We start from the raw sequence: 19,245 nt of genomic DNA, 5'->3' as shown, positions 1-19,245 counted from the left end.
GTTGTGTGAATGTTCTTGTTTGTTTTTATTGCTATGAAATTAGAAGTGCGAGGGGAATATAATTTGAAAAACTATCTCGATTTATTACAGGATATCTTGGATACTGGCGTGCATAAGGGAGATCGCACCGGAACTGGAACACAGTCGGTATTTGGCAGACAGCTCAGATACGACCTATCCGAAGGGTTCCCGCTGGTAACAACTAAGCGAATCCATCTGAAATCAGTCATTCATGAGTTGTTGTGGTTTTTGAGCGGGGATACGAATATATCCTATCTCAAGGAAAACGGCGTGAAGATCTGGGACGATTGGGCTGACGAAAATGGCGACCTAGGTCCGGTATATGGATCACAATGGCGTACTTGGGAAGCACCAAACGGGGAGAAGATCGATCAGATTGCTGCCGTTATTGATTCGATCAAGAATAATCCAGATTCACGGCGTCACCTCGTTAGTGCCTGGAATGTGGCGGAGATTAACAACATGAAATTGCCTCCTTGTCATTTCGCGTTTCAGTTCTATGTGGCTGAGGGTAAACTATCGTGTATGCTTACCATGCGTTCTGTAGATACGTTCCTCGGGTTGCCATTTAACATTGCCAGCTATGCGCTGCTGACACATATGATTGCGCAGCAGTGTGATCTTGAAGTGGGAGAGTTCATCTGGTCCGGTGGGGACGTTCATATCTACTCGAACCATGTGGAACAAGTGAAAACGCAGTTGGAGCGTGAACCGTTCGCGTTGCCTAAATTGGTAATCAAGCGCAAGCCGGATTCCATTTTCGATTATACGTTTGATGATTTTGAGTTTGAGAACTATCAGCATCATCCGGGTATTAAAGCCCCGATTGCCGTATAAACAGACACGGATTGAAGGAGTGTGAAATCTTGAGCATTGAACTTGTATGGGCGATGGGCGAGAATGGTGTCATTGGATTGAATAATTCCATTCCGTGGCGTTTGCCTAAAGATATGGCCTTTTTCAAGCAACGTACGTTGAACAAAACGATTATTATGGGACGTAACACATGGGAGTCCTTTGGAGGCAAGCCGCTTCCGCAACGTCGGAATATTGTTGTAACAAGAGATCTGAACTACCAAGCGAATCAGGCTGAAGTGGTGCATACGATTGAAGAGGGTCTGGAAGTTACAAAAGGCGAAGAGCTCTGCGTCATTGGCGGTTCCCAGGTCTATCGTGAGTTTTTGCCACTCGCAGATCGTCTGGTGGTGACCAAAATCCATGAGAATTTTGAGGGGGATACTTTTTTCCCGGATGTGGATTGGTCGGAGTGGGAGCTAACAGAACAGATCGAAGGCGAGCAAGATGAAAAAAATGTTTATGCATATACGTTTGAGTTCTACGAACGAAAACGGTAAAAGGGTCATAAGATGAAGTAGAAGAGCCCAAACATATGCTATTTACGAAGTATAGGGGCGCTGATTTGCGAAATATTCGTGAACAGCGTCTTTTCTTTTAGAAATAGAATGAAATAAATACGAATTAACATATAAATGACATAAATATGACGTAAAAATAACGAAAAAATGAATGCAATACATATCCCCTTATTCACTCTGTGGTAAAAAAGTATAAAAATTGTGGGAATTCACCGTTGTAAAGCCCTAAAATCAGTTATTGTTCGGATTTGGCAGCCTAAAACAGCATAAATTGTTGTTTTTAATGACAAATTACCTCACATTTAAATGACGTTTGATCCGTTTTTTCATCAATTAAACGCCTGGTTTTGTACAGCCACACCTTGGAAATAACCATTTTAAGGGTATTGACCATGGGTAGACTTGGACGATATGATGTATAAAATACAAATAATTATTCGGATAATCCATTTAATATTCAGCATGCAAAGTGCTACTATAATTGAAATATCTTCGAGAAGATTTTGTGATACAATATACAAAAACTCAAACATGAGTAATCCATTTCATATAGAACCATGCAGATGAAGGGATTAAGACAAGAACGGATGGGGGAAAACGTAAGATGTCTACACCTACTGGATTTATGGAATACAAACGGCAGCTGCCTGCGGACCGCCAACCAGCGGAGCGGGTTAAGGATTGGGAAGAGTTTCATAAACATATGGCTGAAGAAGAGCTCAGAACACAAGGTGCACGATGCATGGATTGTGGTACCCCGTATTGCCATACAGGTATAGATATGACTGGCGGAACTTCGGGCTGCCCTGTGCATAACCTGATTCCAGAATGGAATAATCTGGTGTATCGTGGTTTGTGGAGAGAGGCGCTTGAACGTCTGCACAAAACGAATAATTTCCCTGAGTTTACAGGTCGTGTCTGTCCTGCTCCTTGTGAAGGGTCATGTACAGTGGGACTGATCGGTGAACCTGTAACCATCAAAACGATTGAAGAAGCCATTATTGAAAAGGGTTTTGAAGAAGGATGGGTAGTTCCCCAGCCACCGGAGAAACGTACGGCTAAACGTGTAGCAGTTGTAGGTTCAGGTCCAGCAGGACTGGCTACAGCAGCTCAGTTAAACAAAGCAGGTCACTCGGTAACGGTATACGAGCGCTCCGACCGTGTCGGCGGTTTGCTGATGTATGGTATCCCTACGATGAAATTGGACAAAAACGTCGTTCAGCGTCGTGTTGATTTGTTGGAAGCAGAAGGTATTCAATTTGTAACAAACACGGAGATCGGTAAAGATATTGCTGCGCAGCAACTGGTGGATGATTATGATGCGGTTGTCCTGTGCGGCGGTGCAACCAAACCACGTGAGTTTAACATTGAAGGCAGTGACTTGAAAGGCGTACATTACGCCATGGATTTCCTGAATGGCAGCATCAAAAGTTACCTGGACTCCAACCTTGAGGATGGTAACTACCTGTCAGCACAGGACAAGGATGTTATCGTCATCGGTGGCGGGGATACGGGTTCCGACTGTGTAGCTACATCGCTTCGTCATGGTTGTCGGAGCATTACACAATTTGGCACACATACTCAGGCTCCTATGGAACGGGATCGTATTAACAACCCTTGGCCGCAATTCCCGAACGTATATACTCTTGATTATGCACAGGAAGAAGCGAAAGCATTGTTCGGTGACGATCCGCGTGAGTTCTCCATCATGACGACCAAATTTGTGGGTGACGACGAGGGTAATCTCAAAGAACTTCACACCGTTCAAATCGAGCGTATTGTAGATGAGACGGGACGTAAGATCTATCAGCCGATTCCGGGTACAGAGCGCGTCTTCCCAGCTCAAATGGCCATGATTGCTATCGGTTTTGACGGACCGGAACAGACTCTTGTGGAGCAACTCGGACTTGCAACAGACCGTCGTACCAATGTTAAGGCACGTTACGGCAAATACAATACCAATGTGGATAAAGTATTTGCAGCAGGTGACATGCGCCGTGGTCAAAGTCTGGTTGTATGGGCAATTAATGAAGGCCGTGAAGCTGCCCGTGAAGTGGACAAATACTTGATGGGTGCTACAGTTCTCGTATAAAGAATAATGAGCCGTATATGGATATGGATTTGCAATTTTTTAATAAAATATATAACTGATTCAATAAAACTCTCGCAATTAGCGGGGGTTTTTTGTTGTTTTTAAGATAACATGAGACGTTCAGCTACAATTATTTTAGACAACTGTGAGGTATAGCATTGCTTTTTATCTCATAAAGATTTATTATTACATTATAATGATTATAAATAAGAAACGTAATGATGCTTAATTAAAAACTACACGAATTGTGAAATTATAATATCCGGAGGTGCAATCTTTATGGCAAGTAACCGGGACAAATCCATTTCAGAACAGATTGATGACATTAAAAAACAGTTGGTTGCAAAAGGGTATAAGCTGACACAGCAACGAGAAGTTACGGTACGTGTGTTACTTGAGCATGAGAAGGATCATTTTAGCGCAGAGGAAGTATTTCTGCTGGTCAAGGAACAATTCCCTGAGATTGGATTGGCTACGGTATATCGTACGCTTGAACTGCTTAGTGACCTACAGGTCGTAGAAAAGATTAACTTTGGGGACGGTGCTGCGCGCTTCGACCTGCGAAGTACGGATGGTTCACATCACCATCATCATTTGATTTGCACAGAGTGTGGCACTGTAGAAGAGATCATGGAGGATGGCTTGCTTCGTTTGGAACAACAAATCGAGCGTCAGTACGGCTTTGCCGTTACAGACCATCGACTTGATTTTCAGGGCGTATGCAAAGAGTGCAGAGCGAAGCAGGCTTTGAATGAACAGGCAGCAGGGTAAATCCAATGGGGAGGATGCTCCCGCAACCAAAATCTGATATAATAAGTTTCAGAAGCAAGGGGCTTCCGTGGGCGGAAGGCCCCTTTTTGCCGTCATCTGGACGGTGAAGGAGGAGAGATGGACGGATGAAGACACTGGTTATTGCGGAAAAGCCCGACATGGGCCGAACCATTGCCGCCGTCATAGAACCAAGAGCCAAGAACAATCGCAATTATTTGGAAGGTGAGCATTACATTATCACCTGGGCGATTGGTCATCTATTGGGACTTGCTGAACCGGATGCCTATGATTCAAAGTACAAGCGCTGGAATATCGGCGACCTGCCGATCATTCCGGATCAGTTCAAGATTGTACCCAACCCCAGAACGAAAGATCAACTGAAAATGATCGGAGAACTTGCAAAAAGGGCATCGGCCATCGTTAATGCTTGTGATGCAGGGCGAGAGGGACAGTATATTTTTGCCTTAATTCAACAACAGTTGAAGCTGCGTCAGCCTGTCAAACGTCTGTGGATATCGGACCTGACCGCTGAGAGTATTAAACGTGGTTTTGACGGTTTGAAAGATGCCTCGGAATTTGAGAATTTAACCCATGCTGCCAGGGCTCGTAGTGAAGCGGATTGGCTGATTGGCATGAATGCGTCCCGGGCTTTCACTACAAGACATAATGCCTTGCTCTCTGTAGGCCGGGTGCAGACTCCGGTACTGGCCTTGATCTATGATCGGGAAATCGAGATTGAAGCGTTCCAGTCCCAGACCTTTTATGAAGTAGCCGCATGGTTTCGTCAAGAAGGAGTGGAGTACAGGGGATTACGTCAAGGGGACAAGCTGACCGACCCCGCCATTGCTGAATCGATTGCGACTAGTGTTAAGGGGAAGACGGGACAAATTACCAAGTACGAAGCAAAACAGACCAAGGAGTATCCATACCGCTTGTATGATCTGACCCTTTTGCAGCGTGAAGCAAATGCCAAGTATGGATATGGAGCGAAGAAAACGTTGGATATTGCACAGGCGCTTTACGAGAAACATAAAGTGATCTCTTATCCACGGACCAATTCAAACTATGTTACGGAACAGAATATTGAAGGTATGCACAAAACGCTGAATCTGCTTAAAAATGGACCTTATAGTGAACTGGCGCAAGGAGCGAAACCTGAACTTGTTCATAAAGGTAACAAGGGTGTATGTAACCCATCCAGAGTTGAGGATCACCATGCAATTCTGCCTACATTAAAACGACCGGGTACGTTATCCAAGGATGAACAGAATATCTATGATCTGATCGTAAGACGTTTCTTATCTCATTTCTATCCGCCAGCAGAGTATAAGCAGCATACCGTGCTCACTGACGTTGAGAAGCACCAGTTCAAGACATCTGTGAAAGAACTGCTGTCACTGGGGTGGAAGGTGGTACTGGGAACTTCGGATCAGGAGCAGACAGGCAAGAAAAAGACAAAGAAAAATAGCAACGAAGAAGAGGAAGCAGAGGAATGGACGGACAAGGCCTTTGCCGTTCAACCTGAATTGCCTGTTCAATGTACCAAGAGTGAATTCAAGGAGAAGGCGACACAGCCTCCCAAGAGTTATACTGAGGGAACGTTGCTAAAAGCAATGGAGAGTGCAGGGAAACAGATCGAGAATGAAGAGCTACGTGATGCAATGAAGGACAGTGGACTGGGTACACCTGCGACTCGTGCGGCAACGATAGAACGACTCAAAAACGTGGGTTACATTACGATGCAGGGTAAAAAGATGCAACTGACGTTGAAGGGTCGGACAGCTATCGAGCTAATTCGTAAGGCAGGCGTAGATCTGTTAACTTCTCCTGAAATGACGGGCCAATGGGAAAGAAGACTGTACCAAATTTCCAAAGGTGAAGCGGGCCAGGACAAGTTTATGGAGAATGTCAAAAAATTTACGATGTCCATTATTGATAAAGTACGTGTGCAGGCACCCGCACCAGCGGATGCTTTTGGGGAAGACACACGTGGGGGACGGGGTAAAGGCAAAGGAGCCAAAACCCAGAGAACCAGCACTAGAACTACTTCTACCAAGACATCAGGTACTGGCTCAAGTACCATTGCAGGTTCGAAGCCTTCACGTCAAACGTCGGGAGCGTCATCCAGAAATGGCAGTGTTGCGAACTCAACGGCACAAACGCGAACTTCGACTTCCAGTCAACCGGGCGTTCGTGAAACGCTGGCATTCTGTCCATCACCGGGTTGCACCGGTCAGATTATTGAAGGAAAAAAAGGTTATGGCTGTACAAGGTTTAAGGAAGGCTGCGGCTTTGTCATATGGAAAGAGTACGTCGGCAAGAAAATCACCAGTACGATGTTAAAAGCGTTAATTGAAAAGGGAAGTACTCAAGTACTGGCTTTTAAACGAAAAGACGGAAGTACGGTGAAGGCACGTATTATTTTGCAAGATAAGGTAACAGGTAAGCTATCTGCGGAAAAGCAGGATGCATAGGTGTATTGGATGTAAAAGCAGAAAGAAGAACGTGAAGGCTGATATACCAGCGCCAAATCCTATTATAATTAAATAAGAAAAGGACCCTTATCCAAGGGTCCTTTTCTGTTGCTGCTGTTGTATATTTTCATGGATGACCTTCGGTACCTCTTCCAGGGCAGTAATGGTATACATCGATGTCTCTGGATTAGGTTGAAGCTCCACCATGTTGTATTGCCATTCGTTCGGCTGTTTGATATATATGCTATGGATGCCGGCCGTCACTGCTGGCATGATGTCTGTGCGCAGTGAGTTTCCAATCATCCAAGTTGCACGACGTTCAAACGGTCCAGTTGAAAGAATGCCTTCGAGCGCTTCAATGTTCTTATGTTGCCGAATGTAGATCCGGTCATCGAAATAAGCCGAGAGCTTCATCTGGTCAATCTTCCGCTGCTGAATTACGGTTTCTCCACCTGTATACAGGTAGAGGGCATGTCCAGCTGATTTAAGATTCTCCAGCGTTTCGACCATATGAGGATAAGGTTCAACCTCTTGGTCATATACACTCATTCCCAATTTGGTGAGGTAAGACTCTTCTTGATGAGAGGTTGGCTTTGAGAACTTCTGGGAGAAGTAACGGTAGGTATCAATAAGGGATTGCGGGAAATGGTGACTTGCAAATCCCAGTTTGTTGACCCCGGTTACATCAATCTCCAGCTGTTTCTCCCTAATTTGTTGAACCGTTAGGGCATGTCCATCAAACCACTCCTGCATGTTCTCGAAGAATTCACCAAGCACTAGGTTGAAATATTTATTGCAATACACGAGTGTATCATCTAGATCAAACAAAATATGTTGTTTTATTATTTTCATATCCAATTCACTCCTTGCAGCAGCAGCACAGTTGTTCATATTTTATATGCGAATATAAGATTCCAGGAACATATTCAATTCAGATACGCCATCTGGTCGAATACTGTATTTCTCTTTGCGATTACTGCCGAGCAGATGGGTTCGCAGCAGTCCGGCGATGCGCAGTGCCATAACCTGATCTTTAACCATATCCTCGTCTTTACCCAGCTCCTCACACATCTCAGCGAGTGACTTCGGTTCACCTGACACGTAGCGTAGAAGACGGAGTCTTTCCGGATCAGCCAGGGCATGTGTGAAACGAAGCAGACAGGTTGGTGGTTGGTCTTCATCCTCTTCGGGTGCGTCTACAGGATACTGCATGATCATCATGCCCTCATAGAAGCAGTACATATTAATGGGGCGGTTGTGGACGGTTGGAAACAGGATAACTTCATCCAGTCCAGGCATCGGTTCAACCAGAACACCCGCAGTAGCGTATTCAATAAGGAGTTCAGGCCCCATTTTTTCAAGCAGTACGCGTTTCTCTTCAGCGTCTTCCTCCAGCCAGGTACGATAATCCTCACTCATATTCTGGCAGTAATGCTGATCCCAGAGTCGCAAAAGTGGCACATAGCTATCCCGAATACGTGTAGATTCTTCTATTGTAAGATGGGGTAGCAGAACAGATACGCGTGCGAACAGCTCTTCGGCTGTTAGTCCAGCAAGCATATCCAGAAAATCAATATTCTCATTAGAAGTGTTCCGATAGGCCGCCCATGCAAATAATACATCAAAGTCATCAAAAGGCCAGGTGGCAGCAGGTGCGAGCGCTGCTCGAACATTGGAACTTAGTTTGCCTTCCACCTCAATGATCCATTCAGGGCCAACATCCAGATGTTGAATCCACTTCTTCGTTACATATACCAAAAAGCTGTTGAGCATTTCATATATCGGTGAAACATCGATTTTAACATGATAAGCCATATGATGCAGAATCCTCCCGTCACATCTAAATGTACGCAGCGACTTAAGTACTATTATGGCTTGTTTTGCAGGGCGTTGTCCACTATAATGTTCAAGTCCAGGGCAAAACGCCTGGCGTAACCATACATGATCAATAGAATAGTTATAACATGCGAAAGGTCGTCAGTGATGGCGATTTTTCTTTGTATGCTTGCAGGAGGAATGATTTTTGTGTCATCTATAACCACCCCCAAATTATCACATTCTACATCAAACTATCTCATTCTGATTACCGTTATTGTTGTGGCGGGGATCAGCCAGGGACTTTTATTGCCGGTGCTCTCCATTTTCTTGGAGCAAAAAGGAGTCTCGCCGGGTTTGAACGGATTGAATGCAGCCGCATTGTACGTTGGATCTTTTGCCATGACCTTGGTGGCGGAACGACTGCTGGGAGCTATTGGTTTCAAAAAGCTGATTATCGGCGGACTGTTATTTGTCATGATTCCCCTGATTCTATTTCCTTATTTTCCGGATATCAAAATTTGGTTTATTTTGCGTCTCGTCGTCGGAATCGGTGATAGTGCACTCCATTATTCTGCCCAGCTATGGGTACTACTGGTGACCGCACCCGAAAAACGCGGACGTTACATCTCTTTATATGGTATGTCTTATGGTTTAGGATTCAGTATTGGCCCATTGGGAATCAAACTGCTCGGGTTTGGGGATGCCGTTCCATTCTGGGTATTATTCGTATGTATGGCTGCGGTACTTATGCTTGTATTAATGAAGCTTCCCGATACGAAGCCGGAAAAGGCCGAACATGGACAACTGCCTGAACGCCGTTTCCGACGCAGCTTGGCCTGGGCATGGTATGCGCTGTTGCCTGCGTTATTGTACGGGTACATGGAAGCCGGGATGAACAGCAATTTTCCGGTATACGGTCTGCGTATTGGTCTGGATGCCAATCAGATATCGTCCTTGCTGCCTTTTGTCGGAATAGGTGGTCTGTTTCTGCAATTACCTCTAGGTATGTTGAGTGACCGTTATGGTCGAAAGCAAACGTTAATGTTTGCTGGTATTACAGGAGGTATCATCTTCATGCTGGTTCCTGTGGCCGGCACACATTTCTGGTGGACACTTGTGCTGTTGACCATAGCAGGAGGTCTGGTAGGTTCATTTTTCTCGCTTGGCCTGGCCTATGCCGCAGATATTTTGCCAAAAGTGCTGCTGCCTGCAGCGAACGTAGTGGCCTCATTTCATTTTACAATTGGAAGCATCATTGGACCGAATCTGGGAGGGCAAGTGATTAACTGGATTTCACCAGGAAGCATGTTTATTTTGCTTGGATTCATGTATCTTCTTTTTGGTGCAGCAGGTGTATTATTTCGTCGTAAACCTATGCTTGAATCTGTGGTAAAATAGAAGCTGGTGTTCGCATGGAAATTGATGTCCATTTCCGAGTACACTAGTAGTAGGGAAAAACATGGACAAGAGGAGACATCGCGATGATCAGAGTTGAGGGTTTAAGCAAATCCGTTGGAGCGGACCGAGTTCCGGTTCTGCGGGATATACGATTCGATATGCAACAGGGAGAAATGATTGGTGTAGTGGGCTCAAGTGGCAGCGGAAAAAGCATGCTGCTTAAATGCCTTGCTATGATGGAAAAATGGGACAGTGGTCGATTTACGGTGGACGGCGCCGAGATTATAAAAGAAGGTTGGTCTGGAAAACGGAAAATTAAACGGGAATGGGCATACTTGGAACAGAATCCGCAATTGTATCCGAGACGTACAGCTTTGAAAAATGTATTGATCGGTCGTTCTGGTCAAACTCCTCTATGGAGAATGGTAACAGGTATGGTTCGTTCCGATGATTATATGGGTGCGATGGATTATCTGGAAGGGCTCGGATTGCTGGATAAAGCACACCAGACGGCAGAGAAACTCAGCGGTGGCGAGAAGCAGCGTGTAGCGATTGCCCGAGCGCTGGCGCATGGCGCCAAAGTTGTTTTGGCGGATGAACCTGTCATCGGACTTGATCCTCATACCGCAGATACGGTGCTGGAAACACTGCGCAAATTGTGCGAAGAGGAACGGGCTACCGTAATTGCAGTATTGCCGATTGAGATGGCAGAGAAACATGCGACCCGCATCTGGGGTCTTGCAGAAGGCAAGATTGCTTTTGATATACATGGACGTCGGTTGACACAGCAAGAAAAAAATATGATTTAAACTATTGAAAAGAGTGATGAATTTGCTTAATTCACGGTGGGGGCGCCTGTTAGCGGGGGGAGCAGTAAGTATCTTGCTCGGTTCAGTCCTTAGCGGATGTACTGTCATAAGCGATCCTAAGGGTTTGATGAGAAAACCAATGATGTCTACAGACAAGGAAAAATTATTAAATGTGGTTCAGCGGGAACAGCCACCCGAAAGCAAATTGATTCGCCCCAAAGACATGAATAATACCAGTATGATTCGTGTTGAAGACCTAAACGGAGATGGTACTCGGGAAGCCATCGTTTTCTATGAGACCCCGAATGAGAACGTGCGAATTCATGGAATGTTGTTGGAAGAGCAGGGGGATTCATGGGTTAAGAAGTTGACATTTGATGTTCCGGGGAATGAACTGCAATCGTTCAAAGTTTTGGACATTACCAATGATGGGAATCCGGATATTATCTTGGGTGTAAGTTTACAAGAACAGAAAGCATTAACTGCTTATTCTTATAAAGCTGGAGCACTTGAACAAGTGTTGGGTGGTGTTCCGTATAATCAATATATTATAGATGATGTTCAAGGGAACACCCTCGATCTAAACGGGGACAAGAAAAATGATTTCGCAATCGTATCCCTGAACAATAGCGGATTTGCATCTATTGCGTTGTATCAGTACGACGAAGGAAGTTTCAAGGAAGTTGACAGAATGCAGACGGACTATACTGTGAAAGAGATATATAATGCTCTCGGTGGTCAGATTGCCAAAGATAAAGTGGGTATTGTACTGGATTCAGAGCTGGATGACCGTAGTACATTCTCACAGATCATATATGTAAAAGATAACAAGTTAGTGAATGCTTTTAAATCGCCTGATCAAACCTACAGAGATGACAAAATTTTAAGCGGTGATGTCGACAATGATGGTATTATTGAGTTTGGCTTGAAGGAAACGCCTAAAGGCTGGGAACATTACGTATTTGATTCCCGGATGTGGTTCTATACCTTTTATCAATGGGATGGCAAGGATGATAAGAAATTTGTCTCATTCCAATATCGGGATGATGCTGACTTATTCCATTTGAATCTGAAGGCAGAGTGGTATGGGAAGATTACCATTGATACTAAATCGGAAAAAGAAAAATACATTCGTTTTAAAATGATTGATACGGATGAAACCGTAGGTGAAATAAAATATTTCACCCTTTCTCAGTGGGAGCAGGAAAAAGGCAAAAGTTGGAAAGAGATTACCCGAACGAATGATCGGGTCATTGCTTCCCGCGGTGCACAACTGGATGCCGATGATGGATTGCTTGACAATATACCGCAACTGAATAGAAAGGAAGAACTTAATGAGTAAAGTACTTATTCTAGAGGATGAAGAATCCATCCGCAGTTTTATTGTTATTAATTTGAAAAGAAATGGGTTTGAAGTGCTTGAAGCTGGAGATGGACACGAGGCGCTTCGCATTTTGCAATCCGTACCAGATATCGACTTGGCTTTGCTGGATGTTATGGTTCCTGGAATTGACGGATTTGAAGTGTGTCGTCGTATTCGTGAAACGAATGAACGTCTGGGAATTATTTTCCTCACAGCCAAAGTACAGGAGCAGGACAAGGTATATGCGCTTTCCGTTGGCGCGGACGATCACGTAAGTAAGCCGTTTAGTCCAACCGAGCTGATTGCACGTATACAATCTTTGTTGCGCCGGGTCAATGTTCACCGGGAGACGGCTGCAAAGGTAACGTTTCAATCAGGGCCGTTCTCGCTGGATCTAATCTCCAAGCAATTTAAGAAGCAAAATGAATTAATTGAGTTAACACCAACCGAATTTTCCTTGATTCAATTTTTCTTGGAAAAGGAAAACACACCGCTTAGTCGAGATGTGCTGCTGGATCACGTATGGGGCAAAGAGTATATGGGTGATCCCAAAATCGTAGACGTAAATATTCGCCGCTTGCGCCAGAAAATTGAGAACAATCCTTCCGAACCTGAATACCTGCAGACTGTATGGGGTCACGGTTACAAATGGAAGGGCCGGGATCAATGATCAAAAAAGGCATCACACGGCAGATTGTACTACATTACTTCATTGTAGTTTTTCTGGCTCTGCTGTTGGTGGAATTCGTATTTATGCTGGCGGTGCAACGATATTATTATGAGAGCATCTACAATACAATCAGTACCCATATCTCCAATTCGAAGGATTTTTTTGAGCCTCTAGCTCGTGAGAGTAATTCGGAAGATGGAAATAACCTGTCCAGACTACTTGTTAATTTGGAATTATCTAATACAGAACTTGAGATTCTGGATCTGAACGGTCATGTGTTAGCGAGTTCGACTGCATTTGAATCTGACCGTGCCGTTCTGCAAACGAGTGATATTCAACAGGCGTTAAATGGCGGTATGGGACGTTGGGTAGGCAGACAACCCGCCACGGGAGAGCAGGTCATGGCCGTTTCCCACAAGTTTGATCTAGGCGGCGAAAATACGTATGTTATTCGATACCTAACATCGCTCGAAAATGTGAATTCCAAGTTATTGTTCATGGGGATGCTTGCGATTGCAGTAGGTATTGGCGTACTGGCAATTGTCTTGATTATTAGTATAGGTATGGCCAATTCCATTGTACGACCGATTAACAATATTACGGCAGTGTCCGCTCAGATGGCCCGAGGACGTCTGGATGTGAGAGTTAAGGGCAACTACAAACATGAATTAGGCGAACTGGCATCCACTCTGAATTTTATGGCACATGAAATTGTGCGCAGCAATCAGATCAAAGACGATTTTATTTCTTCCATTTCTCATGAATTGCGAACGCCCCTGACCAGTATTAAAGGGTGGAGTGAGACGCTGGACTCCGGTGGATACGATCCGGATGAAACGAGGATTGGAATGAGTATTATCTCTAAAGAAACGGAGCGTCTGATCGGACTCGTAGAAGAGATGCTCGATTTCTCCAAATTGCAGCAAAATCAGATGAAGTTGGTGAAAGGGACCGTCAGCATTCGTGAGATTGTTCAGGAAACCATGTTGAATGTTTGGGCAAAAGCTGAGCAAAAACAGATACATCTCAAGTTGGAAAGCGATGAAAATCGTGCTTTCAATGTTTTTGGGGATGGTAACAGATTAAAACAAGTCTTCCTGAACATTGTAGACAATGCGATCAAATTCTCCCATGAGAATTCATGGATCTTTTTATCGGTCAAAGAAGAAGACGGGCAAATTATAGCTGCTGTGCAGGATACGGGTATTGGTATCAGTGAAGAGCATTTAATCAAGGTGCGTGATCGCTTCTTCCAGGTCAATCACCAGAATGGTGGAACAGGGCTCGGGCTTGCTATTACGCAGGAACTGGTAGAACTGCATGAGGGAACAATTATCATGCAAAGTGAACTCGGAACGGGAACAACAGTTACGGTGACATTACCAGCTTTACCGGAGGAAGAGACGGTGGAGGAATCCATAATGCAGAATGATGAAGCCGAAGTGACTCTCGATACGAAGTTAACTCAAGGTGAGTCTGATCCGAAAAAAAATTGATTTTTGCATAAAGATTGTTTTCGCACCAAAAAGGCGAGCCATATATGGCTCGCCTTTTCTTTAAGATTATGAAGAAAGTTCACCAGCGCGCAGACGCCCACTTTTTTCATAAACATCTTTCAGCATGCGTACAGGTTGTGTGCGTACAGCCGGTTTGGCGGAGACAATCTCATTCGGTCCGACAACCACGATTTCATCCGCCGTACCTTTGACAATGGCACCGTCTTTAATAATGGCACCTTCGCCAATGATGGCGCGTTCGATGTGAACACCGCGACCTATCCGTGCATTTGGCATAATCACGCTGTCTTTAACTTCAGAACCTTTACCAACTTCGGCTCCGCAGAAAATAACAGAACGTTCAGCCCGGCCATCAATGGAGCAGGATTCATGGATCATGGAGTGTAGGAGCTCAGCACGTGTATGACGTGCTTTGTATGCACTTGGTTTAGTTCTCCAGTCACGAGTAAACATCGGCCAGTCTTCTTTTTGCAGGCTCCAGTCTTCATCGTTATGAAGCAGATCCATGTGCGCATCCCATAAACTCTTCACGGTACCCACGTCTTTCCAATAACCATTGAAGTTATATACGAAGAGAGGGGTATTCTCATTCAACATTTGAGGAATCACATCTTTACCGAAGTCATGGCTGGATTCCGGATTAGCGGCATCTTCGAGCAAGTGGCGCTTCAGATATTCCCATTTGAACATGTAAATGCCCATGGAAGCCAAATTACTTTTCGGTTCGGCCGGTTTCTCAGCAAACTCGGTAACTCTCAGATTCTCATCCGCTGCCATAATGCCGAAGCGATGGGCTTCCTCCCACGGAACCTCCATAACGGAGATCGTCGCTACCGCTTGATTCGCTGTATGAGCTTCCAGCATTTCACGATAATTCATATGATAGATATGGTCACCCGACAAAATTAGAACATTTTCGGGGTTTTGTTGGTCAATATAGTCAATATTTTTATAAATAGCATCCGCGGTTCCCAAGTATTCGTCATTTCCTGTATGATAAGATGGAAGTAAGGAAATTCCTGCCTCACTTGAAGTACCATGTCCCCAAGGTTCTCCTCCACCAATGTGATCATGTAATGAATCAGCTTGATACTGCGTCAGAACACCTACAGTGTCGATGCCTGAGTTTACGCAGTTGCTGAGAGGAAAATCGATAATCCGGTAGTGCCCGCCAAACGGTACAGCGGGTTTTGCGATACTTGAGGTTAAAGGGGCTAATCGCTTCCCTTCTCCTCCCGCCAACAGCATAGCGATGCAATCTTTATTAAACATAATCGTTTCCCTCCCAAGATATTTGTCCAGTGTAGTACATACATAAACGCAATGCGGAGCTATTGAAACGATGTATACTGTAAAAATCCTGAAAAATTACAACATTTTTTTACACACCGCATTTTTCTTTTCAACTTGGCTAGAATGGGGTAATGGTTAATGTTATATCTATTTTCTGGAGAAGAAGGTGATCTCTTGGCCATTCAACCGTTAACAAACCCGGAAATTTCGCCGGAGCACATTTATTTGTTTCATGAAGGAAACCTTCATCACAGTTATCGAATAATGGGCGCACAGCCTGCGATCGAAGATCATCGTCAGGGGTATCGTTTTACCGTGTGGGCTCCGAATGCCACAGAAGTAGGCCTGGCTTTAGACCGTAATGGATGGAAAGGTGAACAGGAACCTTTATATAAGATACCCGATTCTGGATTTTGGAGTCGTTTTATTCCGGAAATCAGTGAAGGAACATTATACAAATTCCGTATATTAACGGAAGAGGGTACCGAATTGCTTAAAGCTGACCCTTATGCTTTCCAGGCTGAAGTTCGTCCGCGTACGGCATCGGTCACCAGCTCCATCGAAGGTTACAAATGGAATGATGGCGCGTGGAGACGCAAACAACGAGGCGTTTATAACAAACCTCTACATATTTATGAAATGCATGCTGGAACCTGGAAACGGAAAGAGGACGGCACACTCTACAGTTATCGTGAACTTGCGGACTTGCTTGTTCCTTATTTATTGGAAATGAAATATACCCATGTTGAGATGATGCCACTAAGTGAACATCCTTACGACCTATCGTGGGGGTATCAAAACACAGGATTTTTTGCGCCAACCAGCCGTTACGGGCAGCCTAAAGATCTGATGTATCTAGTTGATAGTCTACATCAGGCAGGAATAGGCGTTTTGCTCGATTGGGTCCCCGCACATTTTGCGAAGGATGCTCATGGCTTGCGTTTGTTTGATGGAACGCCCTTGTATGAATATGCAGATCCACTGTTAGCAGAGAGACCAGGCTGGGGCACACTCAGCTTTGATTACTCTAAACCTGAAATTCGTTCGTTTTTGATCTCTAATGCGTTGTATTGGATGGAGATGTTCCATTTCGACGGACTTCGGGTCGATGCGGTAACCAGTATGCTTAAGTTGGATTTCGAAAAGCAGCCAGGACAATACCGAACGAATAACGAAGGTGGCCTGGAAAACAAGGAAGCTGTTGCTTTTTTGCAGCAGTTGAATGAAACGGTCTTCAAGTACTTTCCCTATGCTCTGATGATGGCAGAAGAATCCAGTGCATGGCCGATGGTTACTTCGCCAGTAGATCAGGGTGGATTAGGGTTCAACTACAAATGGAACATGGGTTGGATGAACGATACACTTGATTACATGGAATCGGATTTTCACGAACGTCCTTCCAAACATCATTTGCTGACATTCCCAGTCGTATACTCCTTTGCTGAAAATTACGTGCTTCCTCTGTCTCATGACGAGGTCGTTCATGGCAAAAAGTCGCTCCTAGACAAGATGCCAGGAACATACGAGCAGAAGTTTGCCGGCATGCGTGCCTTCATGGGGTACTTTATGACATTCCCAGGCAAGAAACTGCTGTTTATGGGTGGAGAATTCGGCCAGTTTATCGAATGGAAAGATGAAGATCAACTGGACTGGTTTTTGCTGAACTATGACAGTCACCGTAAACTCCACAAGTTTGAACGGGATCTGTCCGAGCTATACTTGGGCGAAAAAGCTTTGTGGGAGCTTGATCATTCCTTTGACGGTTATGAATGGATCACTCCGGATGATCAGGACCAAAGTGTCATTTCATATGTGCGCAAAGGAAAAAAATCTGCGGATACACTCCTTGTGCTCATTAACTTTCAGCCAGTCAAGCGGGAGCGTTACCGGATTGGTGTCATGCGTCCCGGTATGTATACCGAAGTACTGAACAGTGATCATTCCGATTACGGCGGATCAGGCATTATCAATGATATGCAGCTTACTACAGAAAAGATTCCTTTTCATGGGCAACCACATAGTCTGGAAGTTGTTTTGCCACCGCTAAGTGTAGTTATTTTAAAAAAGAACACACGTCGGAAAACGGATGCACTGCCCCTTGAAGTTCAATCCGTCAGAGCAAAAGCCAGTACCACTAAAACCAGTAAAACAAAAGAAAGCACTATAGTTAAACCCAAAAGGAGGACGAAGGCATGAATATTCTATTTGCTGCTGCTGAAGTACATCCATTTATCAAAACAGGAGGCCTTGCTGACGTCATCGGCGCATTACCACAAGCACTAAAGAAGAGTGGGGCAGATGTTCGTGTCATTTTACCCAAATACAAGGGCATCCCGGATGAGTATAAAGAGGCGATGGAGCCTGTGATCACGACAGATGTTCCTCTTGGTTGGCGCAGACCTTATTGTGGAATAGAGATGCTGGTTCATGACGGGATTCCTGTCTACTTTGTAGACAATGAATACTATTTTGGACGGGATGGCGTGTATGGGTATATGGATGACGGGGAGCGTTTTGCCTTCTTCAATCGTGCTGTTCTCGAGGTGTTGCCACAAATTGAATTCAAGCCGGATGTGCTGCACAGTCACGATTGGCACGCGGGTATGATTCCTTTACTGCTGGAGGCTCACTTTGCTCATGATCCCTTTTATAGTGAGATGAAAACCGTTTTTACGATACATAACCTGTTATATCAAGGTGTGTTTCCACATGATTTATTCAGTGATTTGCTTGAGCTGGATGATCGGTATTTCACGGTGGACGGGGCAGAATATTATGGAAATGTCAATTTCCTTAAGGCAGGAATCGTTTTTGCGGATCATGTAACGACCGTCAGCCCTACTTACGCCAAGGAAGTACAAACCTCCTATTATGGCTATGGTCTGGATGGATTGCTCAGTTCATTGGGCGATCGTTTCAGTGGGATTGTCAACGGTATTGATACCAAGAGTTACAACCCGGCAGCGGACAATAAAATTGCGGTTAAATACAGAACCAGCCTGTCCAAGAAAATCGAGAACAAGATCGAGCTGCAAAAGGAATTAGGATTGCCTGTACGTCCGGATGCTCCACTTATGGTGATGGTTACAAGGCTTGTGGATTCCAAAGGTTTGGATCTGGTATGTCGTGTATTGGATGAATTATTGTACTATGACGACATTCAATTCGCAGTATTGGGTACCGGGGATCCGGCTTATGAGCACTGGTTCCGTGAGGCAGCGAATCGTTATCCGCTGAAAATGTCTGCTCAGATCACCTTCAATGATGGGTTATCCCGCCGTTTTTATGCCGGAAGTGATCTGTTCTTGATGCCATCAAGGTTCGAGCCATGTGGTATTAGCCAGTTGCTTGCACTCCGTTATGGCAGTGTACCACTTGTCCGGGAAACAGGGGGTCTGAACGATACGGTGCAGGCATACAATGAATTCAGCGGTAAGGGGAATGGATTCTCTTTCACCAGCTTTAACGCCCATGATATGATGAACACCATTCGCCGTGCTGAAGAATTTTACCGTCAGCCAGAGCACTGGAAAAAGATCGTGAAAAATGCAATGAGCGGAGACTACAGCTGGAACGTCTCAGCTGAAGAGTATATGGATATTTATCGACGCATAATGCTTGAATCTGTGAAATAGATTTGCAC

The 19,245-nt window shown here is 44.8% G+C and carries 15 protein-coding genes; 12 read left to right on the top strand and 3 right to left on the bottom strand.

Features of this window, described 5'->3' with window-relative positions; translation table 11 throughout:
* Positions 1 to 63: 63 nt before the first annotated feature.
* The 5 genes from thyA to BLV50_RS09035 all read left to right on the top strand — a co-directional run bounded on the left by thyA (position 64) and on the right by BLV50_RS09035 (position 6,734).
* Positions 64 to 858: a thymidylate synthase gene (gene thyA, locus BLV50_RS09055; protein ID WP_063562828.1), complete on the top strand. Its 795-nt coding sequence runs from the start codon at positions 64 to 66 to the stop codon at positions 856 to 858.
* A 29-nt stretch (positions 859 to 887) separates the two neighbouring features.
* Complete coding sequence (locus BLV50_RS09050) at positions 888 to 1,376, top strand: dihydrofolate reductase (protein ID WP_072733281.1); 489 nt, start codon at positions 888 to 890, stop codon at positions 1,374 to 1,376.
* A 625-nt stretch (positions 1,377 to 2,001) separates the two neighbouring features.
* Positions 2,002 to 3,489, top strand: a complete 1,488-nt coding sequence (locus tag BLV50_RS09045; protein WP_090807088.1) for a glutamate synthase subunit beta — start codon at positions 2,002 to 2,004, stop codon at positions 3,487 to 3,489.
* Positions 3,490 to 3,792: 303 nt separating this feature from the next.
* Entirely contained in the window at positions 3,793 to 4,260 is a 468-nt protein-coding gene (locus BLV50_RS09040) for a ferric iron uptake transcriptional regulator (RefSeq protein WP_024633997.1), read from the top strand.
* 125 nt (positions 4,261 to 4,385) lie between these two features.
* Positions 4,386 to 6,734 (top strand): type IA DNA topoisomerase, encoded by a 2,349-nt coding sequence (locus BLV50_RS09035; RefSeq protein ID WP_090807086.1) that lies wholly within the window; start codon positions 4,386 to 4,388, stop codon positions 6,732 to 6,734.
* Between the two features lie 87 nt (positions 6,735 to 6,821).
* On the opposite strand, the gene BLV50_RS09030 is transcribed toward BLV50_RS09035, so the two are convergent.
* On the bottom strand, positions 6,822 to 7,586 hold the full coding sequence (locus BLV50_RS09030; protein ID WP_072733280.1) for an HAD family hydrolase: 765 nt from the start codon (positions 7,584 to 7,586) through the stop codon (positions 6,822 to 6,824).
* Between the two features lie 42 nt (positions 7,587 to 7,628).
* On the bottom strand, positions 7,629 to 8,549 hold the full coding sequence (locus tag BLV50_RS09025; RefSeq protein ID WP_063562824.1) for an ArsR/SmtB family transcription factor: 921 nt from the start codon (positions 8,547 to 8,549) through the stop codon (positions 7,629 to 7,631).
* A 201-nt stretch (positions 8,550 to 8,750) separates the two neighbouring features.
* On the opposite strand from BLV50_RS09025, the gene BLV50_RS09020 reads away from it, so the two are divergent.
* From BLV50_RS09020 to BLV50_RS09000, 5 genes are all read left to right on the top strand, one after another.
* Positions 8,751 to 9,950, top strand: coding sequence for an MFS transporter (locus BLV50_RS09020; RefSeq protein ID WP_063562823.1), 1,200 nt, complete (start codon positions 8,751 to 8,753; stop codon positions 9,948 to 9,950).
* A gap of 83 nt (positions 9,951 to 10,033) precedes the next feature.
* Positions 10,034 to 10,759 (top strand): phosphonate ABC transporter ATP-binding protein, encoded by a 726-nt coding sequence (locus BLV50_RS09015; protein WP_090807085.1) that lies wholly within the window; start codon positions 10,034 to 10,036, stop codon positions 10,757 to 10,759.
* Positions 10,760 to 10,901: 142 nt separating this feature from the next.
* Positions 10,902 to 12,101: a hypothetical protein gene (locus BLV50_RS09010; RefSeq protein WP_079693916.1), complete on the top strand. Its 1,200-nt coding sequence runs from the start codon at positions 10,902 to 10,904 to the stop codon at positions 12,099 to 12,101.
* Positions 12,094 to 12,792: a response regulator transcription factor gene (locus tag BLV50_RS09005; protein ID WP_063562821.1), complete on the top strand. Its 699-nt coding sequence runs from the start codon at positions 12,094 to 12,096 to the stop codon at positions 12,790 to 12,792. Before BLV50_RS09010 ends, BLV50_RS09005 begins: the two co-directional genes overlap by 8 nt.
* Positions 12,789 to 14,288 (top strand): sensor histidine kinase, encoded by a 1,500-nt coding sequence (locus BLV50_RS09000; protein WP_090807082.1) that lies wholly within the window; start codon positions 12,789 to 12,791, stop codon positions 14,286 to 14,288. The genes BLV50_RS09005 and BLV50_RS09000 overlap by 4 nt, the downstream gene beginning before the upstream one ends.
* Before the next feature lie 66 nt (positions 14,289 to 14,354).
* Here the strand turns inward: BLV50_RS09000 and BLV50_RS08995 are convergent, their stop codons facing one another.
* Complete coding sequence (locus BLV50_RS08995) at positions 14,355 to 15,581, bottom strand: glucose-1-phosphate adenylyltransferase (RefSeq protein WP_090807080.1); 1,227 nt, start codon at positions 15,579 to 15,581, stop codon at positions 14,355 to 14,357.
* A 159-nt stretch (positions 15,582 to 15,740) separates the two neighbouring features.
* Here BLV50_RS08995 and glgB point away from each other — a divergent pair, with 159 nt between their 5' ends.
* Together glgB and glgA are read left to right on the top strand one after the other, a co-directional pair.
* On the top strand, positions 15,741 to 17,798 hold the full coding sequence (gene glgB / locus BLV50_RS08990; protein WP_256337904.1) for a 1,4-alpha-glucan branching protein GlgB: 2,058 nt from the start codon (positions 15,741 to 15,743) through the stop codon (positions 17,796 to 17,798).
* Positions 17,795 to 19,237 carry a glycogen synthase GlgA gene (gene glgA, locus BLV50_RS08985; RefSeq protein WP_090807078.1) on the top strand — a complete coding sequence of 481 codons (1,443 nt, stop codon included), beginning with the start codon at positions 17,795 to 17,797 and terminating at the stop codon, positions 19,235 to 19,237. Before glgB ends, glgA begins: the two co-directional genes overlap by 4 nt.
* Positions 19,238 to 19,245 lie beyond the last annotated feature (8 nt).

It is taken from the genome of Paenibacillus sp. 276b (assembly GCF_900107875.1).
GTDB classification, from domain to species: Bacteria; Bacillota; Bacilli; order Paenibacillales; family Paenibacillaceae; genus Paenibacillus; species Paenibacillus marchantiae.
This window is presented reverse-complemented; position numbering and strand designations above follow the sequence as displayed.

What these genes read in the sequence shown, in the direction of transcription:
- BLV50_RS09000 (WP_090807082.1), top strand. Translation starts at nt 12,789, where the DNA reads ATGATCAAAAAAGGCATCACACGGCAGATTGTACTACATTACTTCATT.
- BLV50_RS09035 (WP_090807086.1), top strand. Translation starts at nt 4,386, where the DNA reads ATGAAGACACTGGTTATTGCGGAAAAGCCCGACATGGGCCGAACCATT.
- glgB (WP_256337904.1), top strand. Translation starts at nt 15,741, where the DNA reads ATGTTATATCTATTTTCTGGAGAAGAAGGTGATCTCTTGGCCATTCAA.
- BLV50_RS09025 (WP_063562824.1), bottom strand. Translation starts at nt 8,549, where the DNA reads ATGGCTTATCATGTTAAAATCGATGTTTCACCGATATATGAAATGCTC.
- BLV50_RS09045 (WP_090807088.1), top strand. Translation starts at nt 2,002, where the DNA reads ATGTCTACACCTACTGGATTTATGGAATACAAACGGCAGCTGCCTGCG.
- BLV50_RS09015 (WP_090807085.1), top strand. Translation starts at nt 10,034, where the DNA reads ATGATCAGAGTTGAGGGTTTAAGCAAATCCGTTGGAGCGGACCGAGTT.
- BLV50_RS09010 (WP_079693916.1), top strand. Translation starts at nt 10,902, where the DNA reads ATGTCTACAGACAAGGAAAAATTATTAAATGTGGTTCAGCGGGAACAG.
- BLV50_RS09005 (WP_063562821.1), top strand. Translation starts at nt 12,094, where the DNA reads ATGAGTAAAGTACTTATTCTAGAGGATGAAGAATCCATCCGCAGTTTT.
- glgA (WP_090807078.1), top strand. Translation starts at nt 17,795, where the DNA reads ATGAATATTCTATTTGCTGCTGCTGAAGTACATCCATTTATCAAAACA.
- BLV50_RS09020 (WP_063562823.1), top strand. Translation starts at nt 8,751, where the DNA reads ATGATTTTTGTGTCATCTATAACCACCCCCAAATTATCACATTCTACA.
- BLV50_RS08995 (WP_090807080.1), bottom strand. Translation starts at nt 15,581, where the DNA reads ATGTTTAATAAAGATTGCATCGCTATGCTGTTGGCGGGAGGAGAAGGG.
- BLV50_RS09030 (WP_072733280.1), bottom strand. Translation starts at nt 7,586, where the DNA reads ATGAAAATAATAAAACAACATATTTTGTTTGATCTAGATGATACACTC.